Here is a 13,983-nt window from a genome sequence, read left to right as displayed (position 1 = left end):
TTGCTAACTTTAGTAAAACTTTAAGACAAGCACAATAAGTATTTGATTTGATTTACAAGTTTAAAACAAGCAGCTTTCCAGCAGTTCTTTATTGCGTAGCTGGGCTAACCAGTTGTCAGGAATCCCTTCCAAACCATAGATGATACCAGCCAAGCCACCAGCAACTGCTGCTACTGTATCAGTATCATCGCCCAAATTAACAGCTTTTAGGACAGTTTCCGGATAAGAAGTGCTAGTCAGCAGACACCAAAGTGCTGCTTCCAAGGTATCCACCACATAGCCAGTAGAGCGAATGTCATCTGCGGTCAGCTCTGCTAAAGTTTGCAAACGAGCGTAGGTCGTACTAGTCTCTAAGCCTGATAGTATTTCCGGAAGTTGCTGGCCTTTTAAGAGCCTACGAGCAATTGCCACATAAAGCTGGCAGGCCTCTACGGAAGTCGCATGGGCATGTGTAATGCTGGAAACAGCCTCAATATCAGACGGACTAGCTTCCGTAAAGGCTAGGGGCAGAATCCGCATCAACGAACCATTCCCATTGGAATATTCATCAGATAGACCGTATCCTCTTGTCAAGGCTTCGCGAGTCGCATTTCCTACACCAAAGGTCAAACCATCTGGTGTGTAAGCTCCCTCAAAGAGCCAATGTTTAAACCGCTGCTGCATATCGGCAGGGTCAATCTTACCTTTTTCCCGGATAGAATCACAGGTCGCCAAAACAAGGCTGGTGTCATCTGACCAAGTGCCAGCTGGTTGCTGATAGCTACCATAGCCTACCATCTCAACCGCTTCAAAACTGCCACGGGTCAAGAATTCATACGGAACTCCTAATGCATCAGCCACTGCCAGACAATAGATAGCCGCTTTCAAAGATTGGTTCATGCTAGCCTCCTTTGTTTTATTATACTATTTTTGATCTTAAAATTCTTCCTAACCCCAAAAAACAAGCACAGTCATGCACTTGTTTTTCTTTTTTGTGTTAAAATAAAAGGTATGGACAAAATTATCAAAACTATCTCAGAAAATGGTTCTTTCCGCGCGTATGTGCTGGATAGCACAGAAACGGTTCGGACAGCTCAAGAAAAACATCAAACTCAAGCAAGTTCTACCGTTGCACTTGGCCGCACACTAATTGCCGGCCAAATCTTAGCTGCAAATGAAAAAGGCCAGACCAAGATTACCGTCAAGGTTCTCGGGATCAGCTCACTAGGCGCGATTATCACAGTGGCAGATACCGAGGGTAATGTCAAAGGCTATGTGCAAAATCCTGGAGTAGACATCAAAAAGACAGCCACTGGCGAAGTGCTGGTTGGTCCTTTTGTCGGCCAAGGCGAATTCCTCGTTATCACGGACTACGGTACGGGCAATCCTTACAACTCCATGACCCCTCTCATCTCTGGAGAAATCGGCGAAGACCTAGCCTTTTACCTGACCGAAAGCCAGCAGACACCTTCCGCAGTTGGCCTCAATGTCCTCTTGGATGAGAATGATAAAGTCAAGGTTGCTGGCGGTTTCTTGGTACAAGTTCTGCCTGGTGCCAAGGAAACTGAAATTGCCCGCTTTGAGAAGCGAATCCAAGAAATGCCTGCTATCTCAAAACTGCTGGAATCAGATGACCATATCGAAGCTCTGCTGGCTGCCATCTATGGTGATGAGCCATACAAACGCCTGTCTGAAGAAGAAATCCGCTTCCAGTGCGACTGTAGCAAAGAGCGCTTTATGAATGCCTTGGCTACCTTGCCAAAGACTGACTTGGAAGAGATGCGTGACCAGGACCAAGGAGCTGAAATCGTCTGTCAATTCTGCCAGACTGCCTATCACTTTGACCAAAATGACCTGGAGGAACTGATTCGTGACAAATCTTAATACCCCTTTTATGATCGGAAATGTCGAAATTCCCAACCGCACAGTTCTGGCACCTATGGCCGGCGTAACCAACTCTGCTTTCCGGACCATTGCCAAAGAGCTGGGAGCGGGCCTGGTCGTGATGGAAATGGTCTCTGACAAGGGCATCCAGTATAACAACGAAAAAACCCTCCACATGCTCCACATTGATGAGGGAGAAAATCCCGTTTCTATCCAACTTTTCGGTAGCGACGAGGACAGCTTAGCCCGCGCAGCAGAATTTATCCAAGAAAACACTAAAACGGACATCGTTGATATCAATATGGGCTGCCCGGTCAATAAAATCGTTAAAAATGAAGCTGGAGCTATGTGGCTTAAAGATCCCGAAAAAATCTACAAAATCATCAACAAGGTCCAATCCGTGCTAGATATTCCCCTGACAGTCAAGATGCGGACAGGTTGGTCCGACAGTTCACTGGCTGTAGAAAATGCCCTGGCAGCTGAAGCCGCCGGAGTCTCAGCCCTAGCTATGCACGGTCGCACCCGTGAGCAAATGTATACTGGCCATGCCGATCTTGAAACCTTGCACGATGTGGCCCAAGCTCTGACTAAGATTCCTTTCATCGCTAACGGAGATATCCGCAGCGTTCAAGAAGCCAAACAACGTATCGAAGAAGTCGGGGCTGATGCTGTTATGGTAGGACGAGCTGCTATGGGCAACCCTTACCTCTTCAATCAGATCAACCACTACTTTGAAACGGGTGAAATCCTTCCGGACTTGACCTTTGAAGATAAAATGAAAATCGCCCACGACCACCTTAAACGTTTGATTGATCTCAAAGGGGAACATATTGCCGTTCGAGAATTCCGGGGCCTAGCTCCACACTACCTGCGTGGAACATCCGGAGCTGCTAAACTACGAGGAGCGATTTCTCAAGCAAACACCCTTGCTGAAATTGAAGAGCTCTTGCAAATTCAAAAATAAAACAAAAGGAAGCCAATCGGACTTCCTTTTTGTTCTGTTTAGGGTTGAGTCACCACAACACTTGTTACTGAACCATCTGCTCCTGTTGTAATCTGCAGATTGGCATTACCTTGCCCGCTCAACTGCGCATTGTATTTGCCATCATCCAGCGTATAAGAGTAGGAAGCGATGGAATAATTAGCTGTCTTTCCATCTGCAGACTGGACTGTGAATTGGCCGTTACCCGATACCGTCACAGTATTTCCATTAGCATCCTTCCAAGTACCAGCAGCCGCTGAGAAATCCCCATCCACCATAGTCAAGACACCTTTATAGCGAGCATTGCTGGCTGCCTGCTTATTCTGAAGCTGGCGATTGCTTTCCGATGCTTGAGCTGGTTGAGTTGCTTGATTCTGAGTATTTTGTCGACCTGAAGCTTGCTGCGGTTGCGTTTGTTGGGCTTGAGGCGCTTCTACAGTAGACTGTTGCTGACTGGCAGAAGCTTCGACTTGTCCAGACTGGCCAACTGCTCCTTCTGAAGAAGGTCGATTGCTAGCCTTAGAAGAAGAACTAGCCTTGCTGGATGACGCAACTTTTGAGCTAGAGGAAGTCTGAACAGTCTTGCTAGAACTAGTACTTGTTGTACTTTCTTCTTTCTTACCACATGCCCCTAAAAGCAGACCAGAAGCTAGAACTACAACTGCCATCATTTTTGTATAAGTACGTGTTTTCATCTTTTGCCTCCTTGTAACATTTAGAAATCTTTTTGTAATGTAATTGTAATACTATGTTTTTTATTTGTCAATCATTTATATAAAATTCTTTAAAAAGTTTCTACCCAAGCAAGTTCAAGCTTCTCATGCTACTTCTTTGATCATGAGAAATTTGCTCCTGCTTATCTATTCGTCATTAAAATAAGAAAAACAGGACAATTTTGCCCTGCAAGAGAAATATAACCTCGACTTTCTTTTAAGCCGTTTTTTCTGTCTTCAGCCGATAAACTTTTCTCGGCTTCTTCTTTGGCACGCGCTTGACGCCAGCCTCTTCTAAATATTCCCCAAATTTAACTAGAAAATTATTGCTGACAATAGGACGTCTAGGTGTGATGAGATTGACCAACTCAGTCCCTTCATAGACAGTAAAAGGTGATTCCAGTAAATGAAGAAATGTTGGATTCCAGTCCAGTCGTCCCTGAATCCGTTTAATAGATTCTAGTAGGATTTGGTAATGATCAAAAGCAAAGTCCTCTGCTTTCAAAAGTCGCTCTCCGTCCCTAAAGCTCCTCGTCTTAAAGTCCACATCGAGAAAGGTGACTTCTTTAGCATCATCGCCAGCTTGTACTTGTTCTACTGCTACGGCCGGAAGATAAACCAAGTGGGAAATCGTAATGACCCAGCCGCGTGGATCACGTCCTGGAGTAGAAACTGTCATCAGCTGCTCTACCTTTTCCAGTGGTATCTCAAGCCCCACCTCTTCCTTGACTTCCCTAATGCAGGCTTGATAGGCATCCTCATCTTTATCAACAAAGCCTCCGACGAGGGCGTATTTGTTTTGGAAAGGGTGGGCCTTGCGCTTGATGACCAGGAGTTTTATCTGACCTTCCACAAAGCAGTAGGCCACCATATCTGCTGTTACACTCGGGGTCTCATATTTTGGCAAATCCTGCGTCTTGTACCATTCCAAAAAGGCGGATTCGTCCGCCATTGTTTCATAGTATTCTTTTTCTGTCATACCAGATGGAATAGCCTGTTTGCTCATAAGTATCTTATCCTTTTCTATCAAAAATCCTCCCCAACTCGTGCTATGCCTTCTTTACAGCTTTTGACCACTGATACCATCCGACGATACTATTAAGGGTATAGACCCAGTACATAGCCTGGATGTGGAGATTGCTACCCCACCAGAGATAGATACTGAAGAGATTGGTCGCAATCCAGAAAATCCACTGCTCGCGGTAGAGGCCAGTCATGAGAAGCTGACCGATACCATTAGTCGCATCTGTCACACTATCGCGGAAAGGCCGGTGACTATGAATGCTCTTATAGGCAAAGCCCATACCAATCCAAATCAAAGCCGTCAAGGCCAGATATTTAAGCCAGCCACGCCAGTCTAACTTCTTAGCTTCAAAATGAGAAGGTTCTTCCTTATCTTGTTCATTGACCCGATTGGACAGCCAAGTATAAAGACCAATCGGCTGCATGATAAAGAAGTAGACCGTTGTCAGAACTTCGCCATAGAAGCTAGCATTGAAAGACAATATGAGGTAAATTGCGGAATTTACAGCCCCAAAAAGGTAGTTGCTAGCCCGACCCTCAGCTACTAGGATGACACAGATGATGCCTGTCCAGGAAGCAAAGAGTCCTAGCCAATCATGCTTCGCCTGGCCACTGGTAAACTCCAGAATGAAAGGCAGACTGGAAAGAGCAAGTAAGTAGAGCCATTGAGCCAAGCTACGGCCACCAAATAGGTCCTGCCAGAGCAATTTTGCAATCCCATTAATGCCCTGCTTTTTAGCTGCGGCACAGACATTACGGAAATTCCGAGCAAAGGTTTGAGTTTTTTGTTTCAGTCCTGCGCAGAGAGCTAGCTTCAGGAGAGAGTTTTTGATTTTTTATTTCCATTCTATTCTACCACTTTCTTTTTTAATCCGCTTGATAAATCTTGTTGATTGCTTCCTTGGCTGCTTGATAATTGTCAAAATAACTGCCAGCCAGATAGACTGTCGGATGATCAGGCAAGTACTGATCTTTCAGCTTTTTCAGATAGCTTGAAAAATCACTGCGGATAGCCTCGTCTGCCATGCTCATATCGCGAAAGCCATCATTGACATAGGTCCCGACTGGCTCAGCAAAGAGAATCAAATCCCATTTTTCCTTGGACAAGATGCTGGCAAAGAGATTGTCAAAGGTATCTGTTTCCTCGTCTTGAACTGGACTTTCTTTCAGATAGTAATCATAGTAAGCCTTGGTCACTAGTGAATTCGTGTCAGCCACAACCAGACCACGGTTAGCGCTACTGTCAATGAGGCGGGAAGTCTGAGCATATTGTCCCAGAAGTAGATAATAGTAATCCTTAGGTGTCAACTCATCGTCTCGTACGTTATTTTGGATCTGGTATTCTCGAGCATATTCTAGGCTAACTGGAGCATCATAGTAGCGTGCCAAATCCTTAGCCAAGGTCGTTTTACCATTGCTGGCGCTACCCATAATCAGCACTTTCTTGGTGAAATGTCGACGGAATGGTTGGGCCATATATTTCCAATAACGACTAGGATTTTCTCGAATCATAGTAGCGGAAATGCCGACCTGTCGCTCTTCCAAGGAGCTTTCAAACCCTCGTCTGTTCAGCTCTGCCTGATAATCAGCCTCTCCGACATAGAAGATCAACTCCTCGCGTTCTGCATCATAGCCCACCAACTCCAATAAAGCCGGCAGCCATTTGTCCCAACCCAGAGGATAGCGAGGAAAAGAAGTTTCATCGAGTTTGTAAACCTGGGTCAATTCATCATCTGCAAAAGTCTCCCGCGTATAGCGGAAACGCTTCTGCAGAGACAAGCCTACTTCCTCCCCACGATCGCCTTGATATCCAGAAACCACCACGCGCACCTTGTCGTAAGAACGCTTCGCCTCCTGAATCAAATCGATATGCCCCTGATGCAAGGGAGCAAAGGTTCCAAAGACGATTGCAATTTTTTCTTTCATAATTCCACCTTTTTATTATTTTTTATATTTTTATTTTTTCTATGTTTTTATTATAAACTATATTTTTGTTTTGTCAATAGTTTTTTATAAAATTTTATAAAAATATTTTTAAACTCAAATATCAAACTTAAAAATAAAAAAGCCCTGATAGTTGTTATATCAGAGCTTTCCTTGTGTTTTTACAATTGTTCAGTAAGATTACTGCGATCTTCTTTAGAATTTAGGCTATATCAAACTTCAACTGACCTGCCTTAACCCCCACCTTCAAGGTCTGACCAGCTTGTAAATCACCTGTCAATAGCAGTTCTGCTAGTTTGTCTTCAACTTTGGTTTGCAGAGTTCTACGAAGAGGTCTTGCTCCCATTTCTACATCATAGCCTTCTTTAGCTAGTAGTTTCAAGGCACTAGCTTGGAATTTTAGTTCGATATTCTTTTCAGCTAGACTGGCAACCAGAGGCTTAATCATCACTTTGACAACCTCCTGCATATGGTCAGCAGACAAGCTATGGAAGACGACTTTTTCATCAATCCGGTTAATAAATTCTGGACGGTAAGCCTTTTTAAGCTCTTCTAACATTCGTTTTTCCATATTTGCATGGTCTAAACGGATGTCGCGAGCCCCAAAGCCAACTGTCTTATCATCACGCAGACTGGTTGCACCTAGGTTACTGGTCATGATAATAATCGTATTTGAAAAATCAATCTTTCTTCCCTTACTATCAGTCAATACACCATCATCTAGAACCTGCAGAAGGACATTGAAAATATCCGGATGAGCTTTTTCCACTTCATCAAATAAGAGGACGGAATATGGTCGGTTGCGAACTTTCTCTGTTAATTCGCCTCCTTCTTCATAGCCAACGTAGCCTGGAGGCGCTCCATTGAGACGGCTAGCAGCAAATTTCTCCATGTATTCACTCATATCAAAACGAATGAGAGCTGATTCGTCGTCAAAGAGGGTTTCTGCCAAAGCCTTAGCCAACTCGGTCTTACCAACTCCAGTTGGTCCCAAGAACATAAAGGAACCAATCGGTCGCTTATTCGCTCGAATACCTGACTGGTTACGACGGATTGCACGACTAATAGCTGAGATAGCTTCATCTTGACCAATCACCCGCTTATGCAATTCTTCTTCTAAGTTCAAATACTTCTTAGCATCTGTCTGGGTCAATTTTTGAACTGGAATACCTGACAGGCGACTGAGGGTTGTCAGAATATCTGTTTCCTCTACTCTTAAATTACTTAACAGAGGTTGATTTTCTTTCTCGATCAAGCGACTAAGTTTATTGAACTGACCGGCTATAATTGCTCGATCTGCTGGACTCAAATCCTCTTGTGCATGACTCTGGGGACCATTGTTACGTACTGTAGCACTTGCTTCATCTAACAGATCAATTGCTGAATCAGGCAGATGCTTACTTGTCAAATAACGGTGGGCATATTTTACTGCTGTTTCAATGGCTTGATCTGTAATCGTTACCTTATGATGGGCTTCATAGTTTTCTTTTAGCCCCTTAAGGATAGCAATGCTATCAGCCACACTTGGTTCTTCAATACTGATCTTAGCAAAGCGCCGAGATAGAGCAGCGTCTTTTTCAATATGCTTTTGGTATTCTTCTTGAGTTGTAGCTCCTATCGTACGTAGTGTTCCGCGAGCCAGAGCAGGTTTAAGGATATTCGCAGCATCCATCGTAGAATCAATACCGCTACCAGATCCCATAATCGTATGAAGCTCATCGATAAAGAGGATGACCTTACCATCTTTCTCAATATCGTCGATGATATTGTTCATACGCTCTTCAAAATCCCCACGGAAACGAGTCCCTGCCACTACATTCATTAAATCAAGCTCTAGAACCCGCATTTTGGCTAGTTCTTGTGGAACTTGACCAGAAGCTACACGCTGGGCCAAACCGAGAGCTAGAGCAGTTTTACCAACTCCAGCATCCCCAACTAAGACAGGATTATTCTTCGTCTTGCGACTGAGAACCTGAATCATCCTAGAGATTTCCTGATCTCGACCAACAACAGGCTCTAGCTGACCTGAACGAGCTAATTCCGTTAAGTCTCGTGTGTAATCTTCTAGACCACCACTCTGAGTAGGTGGCATCCCCATCATGTTTGCCATATTTTGCTTGGCTTGATTAAAACCTTTATGAAGACTGCGGATTGCTTTTAAATCATTCTTAGTCCAGCCAGACTTTTGTTCCAGATTTCTCCGCAAATCATTAATGCGCAAGAGTCCTTCTTTGTCTTCATAACTAAAGCCGACGAATTCCAAAATACAAGTTGCTAGGGTTCCTCTGTCGCTGATGATAGCGTATAAGATATGTTCAGTTCCGACTTCCTTTGCGTGAGTAGCTTCGGCTATAGCTTTTGCCTCCTTAAAAAGAGTCGTCAAGCGATGGGAAAAAGGCAGGATACTAAATTGCCCTTCCTTCTGATAAGACTTCCCTACTACATGGTAAGCAGCATCCTCAAAATGATCGATTTCTAGCGGATAATCGTTTAATACTGAGCCTGCTACGCTGTACGGATAATTAGAAAAAGCAATCAGGAGATGCCATGACTCTAAATACTCAGATTCAAAATGGCTAGCCAGTTGCTGGGCTTCTTCTATACTAACAATCAAGGCTTTTGAATATTTCATTTCTATTTAAGTTCCTTTTCTATCAAGTTGCTGTAATATTTTCTTTAACATACGAGCGCGAATTAATGGAGCATCTATTCCTAAAACGCAATCTGTCGATATAGCTAAAAGAAGGTTGCCTTCACGTTCTGACATAATTCTTTCATCAAACAAGAGTTGAACAATATCCGTAAAGAACTGTTGACTCACTTGCTCTCCAATACGATCGAACAACTCACATATCATCTGATGGCGATCAGAAAACTCAACCTTTCCGATTCGAATGTAGCCACCGCCACCTCGCTTACTTTCGACAACGTAGCCCCGGCTTTCAGTAAAGCGCGTCTTAATCACATAATTAATTTGACTGGGAACGACCTGGAAGACATCAGCCAACTCGCTCCGCTTCAACTCAACCATCCCTGCCTGCTCTAAAATTGCTTTGATATAGGCTTCGATATTATCTGAAGTATTCTTTCCGCTCATGATCTTCCTTTCTAGTCAATCTCATTATTTTTAATCGCTCTTTCATTAAACATTAGACACTGATTTCTAGCTTCACAAAAGTATCTTTGACATTGACTATCTTTGACTAACATTATACCGAAAAAGTCCTTATTTTGAAAGGAAAAGGGATGGTAAAAGGTCTGATAATTCAAACTAGTGAAAAAGCTTTATAAAAGAGTAGATTCTCGCTTGTAATCGCTTGCAATTAACTTTTAGAGCGTTATAATATAGGTGGAAATGTACAGAAAGAATGGGTCCCTTACCTATTCACAATTATCAAAAAAGGAGGATTGTCCAATGACGCTAGATTGGCTCACTTATACTCGCCACGTGCTCACTTGGTTGCTTTCAACCTTGTTCCTATACACAGTATTTTCTGCCCATTATGTCAATGTCCAGATTGCCATATTGGTTGCCTGCTTCTTTATCCCCTTCTTATTTGAACAGGCCAAGATAAAACAGAAAACAAAGTGGACTCTTAATCTACTCATTACACTCGCTACTGTGGTAGGAATCCTATTCACCCAGAAGTTTAGAGTTACTTTTACCTATTCTCAAATTACTCATCTCTTAATTTTTGGGATTCTTCTAATTTTTATTGATGCTGTGATTTCACATAGCAACTTGATGAGAAGAGTGGCTAAATAGCATAAACAATAGTAAAAAGCTTTTGACTGATACAAGAGTTCAGGCTTATACAGATAAAAACGGGACAAAAATCAATCTTGTCCCGTTCTTTTTATGATAGTAAATTCTTAGTTTTGTCCAAGAGCTGCTGCCATAGTTGCTGCAACTTCTGATTCAAAGTCGTTAGCAGCTTTCTCGATACCTTCACCAACTTCAAAGCGAGCAAACTCAACTACTGAAGCATTTACTGATTCAAGGTAAGCTTCAACTGTCTTGCTGTCATCCATGATGTAAACTTGTGCAAGAAGTGTGTAAGCTTGGTCAACTTTAGTGTTGTCAAGCATGAAGCGGTCCATTTTACCTGGGATGATCTTGTCCCAGATTTTTTCTGGTTTGCCTTCAGCAGCCAACTCAGCCTTGATGTCTTCTTCAGCTTGAGCAACAACTGCATCAGTCAATTGAGCTTTTGATCCATACTTCAAGTGTGGAAGAGCTGGTTTACCAACCATTGCACGGCTTTCGTTGTCTTGATCGATGACGTGGTTTAATTGTGCCAACTCATCTTTAACGAATTGCTCGTCCAATTCTTTGTAAGAAAGAACTGTTGGTTTCATCGCAGCGATATGCATTGACAATTGTTTAGCAAGTGCTTCGTCTCCGCCTTCAACAACTGAGATAACACCGATACGGCCACCGTTGTGTTGGTATGCTCCAAAGTGTTGTGCATCTGTTTTTTCGATCAAAGCAAAGCGGCGGAATGAGATTTTTTCTCCGATAGTTGCAGTTGCAGATACGTATGCAGCTTCAAGAGTTTCACCTGAAGGCATTGTCAAAGCAAGAGCTTCTTCGTTGTTAGCTGGTTTACCTTCAGCGATTACTTTCGCAGTTGCATTTACCAAGTCAACGAATTGAGCATTTTTTGCAACGAAGTCAGTTTCAGCGTTTACTTCAACTACTGCTGCAACATTACCATTTACATAAACACCTGTCAAACCTTCAGCAGCAACACGGTCAGCCTTCTTAGCTGCTTTTGCCATACCTTTTTCGCGAAGCAATTCAATCGCTTTTTCGATGTCACCTTCAACTTCAACCAATGCTTTCTTAGCGTCCATGACACCAGCACCAGATTTTTCACGCAACTCTTTAACAAGTTTAGCTGTAATTTCTGCCATTTTGTTTCTCCTATATTTTTTAAAAATAGGAGGGCCGGGCTAAGCCCCGCCCTCCTAGGTAATTACTAATTATTTGAATTAAGCGTTGTCGCCTTCTACAACTTCAACGATTTCTTCGATTGAGTCTGCTTGAGTTTCAGTTGCAGCCAATTCAGCTTCTACTGACTCAACACTGTCTTCACCTTGACGACCTTCGATAATAGCGTCAGCCATTTTCGCAGTGATCAATTTAACAGCGCGGATAGCGTCATCGTTAGAAGGAATAATTACATCGATGTCGTCTGGATCTGTGTTTGTGTCAACCATCGCAACCACTGGGATACCAAGCTTCTTAGCTTCTTTAACAGCGATTTGCTCTTTATGTGGGTCAACCACGTACATTACATCTGGGATGCGTGGCATTTCTTCGATACCACCCAAGAATTTTTCAAGACGTGCACGTTGTTTGTTAAGAAGAGCTACTTCTTTCTTAGGAAGAACTTCGAAAGTTCCGTCTTCTTCCATACGTTTGATTTCTTTCAAACGAGCTACACGTTTTTGGATAGTAGACCAGTTTGTAAGAGTTCCACCCAACCAACGGTGGTTGATGTAGTATTGACCAGCGCGTTCTGCTTCATCTTTTACAGCTTCAGCAGCTTGCTTTTTAGTACCAACAAACAAGATGATTGCATCGTTTGCAGCTGCATCACGGATGAAATCATATGCTTGGTCTGCATATTTTACAGTTTGTTGCAAGTCAATAACGTGGATACCGTTACGCTCTGTGAAGATGTACTTAGCCATCTTAGGGTTCCAGCGACGAGTTTGGTGACCAAAGTGAACACCAGCCTCAAGAAGTTGTTTCATTGAAATTACTGCCATGAGTAAATTCTCCTTTTTGTTTTTTTCCTCTTTTAGATTTCAGCTCGCAGGACAACCCAAGGGCAACAGTCCCACAATTCATCTAAAATGAGTATTTTGCCATTTGCACGGCATCTATTATGATAACAGAATTTCAAGGATTTGACAAGCTCTTTTGCTTTATTTTTCCTCGAAAACCTTGATTTTATCAGCATTTATTTTTCTAGTTTTCAGTATTATTTCATTTTCTTAGAATCAAGTGTATTGACGAAAGTCCTTTTTTAAGGTAAAATAGTAAAGGTTAAGGCGGTATAGCCAAGTGGTAAGGCACGGCTCTGCAAAAGCTTGATCGTCGGTTCAAATCCGTCTACCGCCTTATATAACCTGATTTATCAGGAAGCATCTGAACACAAAGCTCGTAAGATCGGGCTTTTTTCTTTCCCTTTAATGCTAAGATTTTGAGTCTAACTATTACGTTAGGATTCAAAAAGAGGCTGAGATATTATCTCAGCCTCTTTTCTATTTAACATTTGCTGGTCCCTGTTTTTAGAAAAGCAACGGGAGATTAAGCACAAATGCCTTATATTTTTTCAACCTAATTCTTAGTGTTTTTTACGACGGAAGTTAAAGAAGGCCGTTACACTTGCAAGAACAAGTCCTAATAGAGCCACAAGGCCATTTGCATGTTCACCAGTGTTTGGAAGGTTCTTCTTCTCTTCTGCGTTTCTATTTACTCTAGAGTATTGAGGTTGTTGTGGACGGTCTGTTTGACCTGATTGACTACTTGTAGCAGCATCTGATCCTGGTTTCGCTTGATCTTTAGGATCTTGAACTTTACCAGTTGAATCCTTTTGACCTTGTCCTTTAGAATCTTGAGCTTTGTCTGATGGATCTTTTTGATCTTGACTAGCATTTGATTGGCTGCTACCAGATTCCTTAGTACCAATTTCAACTACTTGAGTGATTGGTGTTTTCGTAATCTGTTCGTCTCTGACAACTCGGCTTGTTTCAACACCATTTGTCTTAGTAATTGTGTAGACAACAGTCTTTTCACCATCAACACCAGCAATCTTGATCCGTTTTGTTCCTTTTGGAAGATCTGGATTGCTTAAAGTGATAGTGCCATGGTAAATAACTTGAGTTTCAGTCACGTTTTCAGTTGTAACAACTGGAGCAGTAGCTTTCTTAGTACCTACTTCAACAACTTCATCAACTGCTGGAGTTGTGATAGTGTTGGATTTCTCTACACGACCTGTTTCAACACCGTCTGCGTAGGTTACTGTGTAAACAATGGTACGAACACCCTTCTTACCTGAAGTTGTCACATTGCGGACACCTTCTGGAAGGGCTGGATTTGGAACTTCTTTGACTTGGAAGTCTACTTCTTCAGTCTTAGTTTCTTCCTTAGTGGTAATGACTGGACCAGTACCTTCTTCGATGACTTCGTCAACTGCTGGTTTTGTCACGGTTTCTGACTTCTTAACCTTGCTAACTTCTTGGCCATCAGCTTTCGTAACAGTATAAGTTACTTCCTTCTCTCCATCTACACCTTGAACTTTTACGTTTCTTGTGCCTTTTGGTAAAGCTGGATTTTGCACTGTAGAGCTACCATGTTTGATAACTTCTTTTTCTACTACTTCTTCAGTTGTAGTAACTACGCCTTTCTTAGTACCTACTTCAACGACTTCATCAACTGCTGGA

General features: G+C 42.6%; 13 protein-coding genes and 1 tRNA gene. 4 read left to right on the top strand and 10 right to left on the bottom strand.

Translation table 11 applies throughout. The features are described from left to right. Positions 1-60 precede the first annotated feature (60 nt). Positions 61-879, bottom strand: a complete 819-nt coding sequence (locus O3640_RS10590; RefSeq protein ID WP_227221683.1) for an ADP-ribosylglycohydrolase family protein — start codon at positions 877-879, stop codon at positions 61-63. 111 nt (positions 880-990) lie between these two features. On the opposite strand from O3640_RS10590, the gene hslO reads away from it, so the two are divergent. Both hslO and dusB read left to right on the top strand, forming a co-directional pair. After that, positions 991-1,863: an Hsp33 family molecular chaperone HslO gene (hslO, locus tag O3640_RS10585; protein WP_306552683.1), complete on the top strand. Its 873-nt coding sequence runs from the start codon at positions 991-993 to the stop codon at positions 1,861-1,863. Further along, positions 1,850-2,827, top strand: a complete 978-nt coding sequence (gene dusB, locus O3640_RS10580; RefSeq protein WP_041789808.1) for a tRNA dihydrouridine synthase DusB — start codon at positions 1,850-1,852, stop codon at positions 2,825-2,827. Before hslO ends, dusB begins: the two co-directional genes overlap by 14 nt. A gap of 38 nt (positions 2,828-2,865) precedes the next feature. Here dusB and O3640_RS10575 read toward each other — a convergent pair whose 3' ends face one another. From O3640_RS10575 to O3640_RS10550, 6 genes are all read right to left on the bottom strand, one after another. Continuing rightward, on the bottom strand, positions 2,866-3,540 hold the full coding sequence (locus tag O3640_RS10575) for a DUF6287 domain-containing protein (RefSeq protein ID WP_045504572.1): 675 nt from the start codon (positions 3,538-3,540) through the stop codon (positions 2,866-2,868). A 235-nt stretch (positions 3,541-3,775) separates the two neighbouring features. Then, complete coding sequence (locus tag O3640_RS10570; RefSeq protein WP_045504574.1) at positions 3,776-4,564, bottom strand: NUDIX hydrolase; 789 nt, start codon at positions 4,562-4,564, stop codon at positions 3,776-3,778. A gap of 43 nt (positions 4,565-4,607) precedes the next feature. Then, complete coding sequence (gene pnuC / locus O3640_RS10565) at positions 4,608-5,375, bottom strand: nicotinamide riboside transporter PnuC (protein WP_227221689.1); 768 nt, start codon at positions 5,373-5,375, stop codon at positions 4,608-4,610. A gap of 73 nt (positions 5,376-5,448) precedes the next feature. Then, on the bottom strand, positions 5,449-6,507 hold the full coding sequence (locus O3640_RS10560) for an AAA family ATPase (RefSeq protein ID WP_227221680.1): 1,059 nt from the start codon (positions 6,505-6,507) through the stop codon (positions 5,449-5,451). Positions 6,508-6,727: 220 nt separating this feature from the next. Continuing rightward, complete coding sequence (locus tag O3640_RS10555) at positions 6,728-9,157, bottom strand: ATP-dependent Clp protease ATP-binding subunit (protein ID WP_371586862.1); 2,430 nt, start codon at positions 9,155-9,157, stop codon at positions 6,728-6,730. A gap of 6 nt (positions 9,158-9,163) precedes the next feature. Next, the gene (locus tag O3640_RS10550) at positions 9,164-9,622 is read right to left on the bottom strand and encodes a CtsR family transcriptional regulator (protein ID WP_045634796.1); all 459 of its coding nucleotides are present in this window, start codon (positions 9,620-9,622) and stop codon (positions 9,164-9,166) included. 318 nt (positions 9,623-9,940) lie between these two features. On the opposite strand from O3640_RS10550, the gene O3640_RS10545 reads away from it, so the two are divergent. Further along, positions 9,941-10,291 (top strand): hypothetical protein, encoded by a 351-nt coding sequence (locus O3640_RS10545; protein WP_143877830.1) that lies wholly within the window; start codon positions 9,941-9,943, stop codon positions 10,289-10,291. Between the two features lie 107 nt (positions 10,292-10,398). Here the strand turns inward: O3640_RS10545 and tsf are convergent, their stop codons facing one another. Both tsf and rpsB read right to left on the bottom strand, forming a co-directional pair. Beyond that, the gene (tsf, locus tag O3640_RS10540) at positions 10,399-11,442 is read right to left on the bottom strand and encodes a translation elongation factor Ts (protein WP_247949159.1); all 1,044 of its coding nucleotides are present in this window, start codon (positions 11,440-11,442) and stop codon (positions 10,399-10,401) included. A 78-nt stretch (positions 11,443-11,520) separates the two neighbouring features. Beyond that, complete coding sequence (rpsB, locus tag O3640_RS10535; protein WP_008809924.1) at positions 11,521-12,303, bottom strand: 30S ribosomal protein S2; 783 nt, start codon at positions 12,301-12,303, stop codon at positions 11,521-11,523. A 284-nt stretch (positions 12,304-12,587) separates the two neighbouring features. Here rpsB and O3640_RS10530 point away from each other — a divergent pair. Beyond that, a tRNA-Cys gene (locus O3640_RS10530) sits at positions 12,588-12,658 on the top strand. A 226-nt stretch (positions 12,659-12,884) separates the two neighbouring features. Here O3640_RS10530 and O3640_RS10525 read toward each other — a convergent pair. Beyond that, the coding region (locus O3640_RS10525; protein ID WP_371586861.1) for a G5 domain-containing protein at positions 12,885-13,983 on the bottom strand (1,099 nt) is incomplete at its 5' end.

Source organism: Streptococcus sp. 27098_8_75, assembly GCF_041432475.1.
Taxonomy (GTDB): domain Bacteria; phylum Bacillota; class Bacilli; order Lactobacillales; family Streptococcaceae; genus Streptococcus; species Streptococcus gordonii.
This window is presented reverse-complemented; position numbering and strand designations above follow the sequence as displayed.

Coding starts and splice junctions, on each gene's coding strand:
- O3640_RS10555 (WP_371586862.1), bottom strand. CDS start 9,157: ATGAAATATTCAAAAGCCTTGATTGTTAGTATAGAAGAAGCCCAGCAA.
- rpsB (WP_008809924.1), bottom strand. CDS start 12,303: ATGGCAGTAATTTCAATGAAACAACTTCTTGAGGCTGGTGTTCACTTT.
- O3640_RS10575 (WP_045504572.1), bottom strand. CDS start 3,540: ATGAAAACACGTACTTATACAAAAATGATGGCAGTTGTAGTTCTAGCT.
- O3640_RS10545 (WP_143877830.1), top strand. CDS start 9,941: ATGACGCTAGATTGGCTCACTTATACTCGCCACGTGCTCACTTGGTTG.
- tsf (WP_247949159.1), bottom strand. CDS start 11,442: ATGGCAGAAATTACAGCTAAACTTGTTAAAGAGTTGCGTGAAAAATCT.
- O3640_RS10560 (WP_227221680.1), bottom strand. CDS start 6,507: ATGAAAGAAAAAATTGCAATCGTCTTTGGAACCTTTGCTCCCTTGCAT.
- O3640_RS10550 (WP_045634796.1), bottom strand. CDS start 9,622: ATGAGCGGAAAGAATACTTCAGATAATATCGAAGCCTATATCAAAGCA.
- hslO (WP_306552683.1), top strand. CDS start 991: ATGGACAAAATTATCAAAACTATCTCAGAAAATGGTTCTTTCCGCGCG.
- O3640_RS10590 (WP_227221683.1), bottom strand. CDS start 879: ATGAACCAATCTTTGAAAGCGGCTATCTATTGTCTGGCAGTGGCTGAT.
- O3640_RS10570 (WP_045504574.1), bottom strand. CDS start 4,564: ATGAGCAAACAGGCTATTCCATCTGGTATGACAGAAAAAGAATACTAT.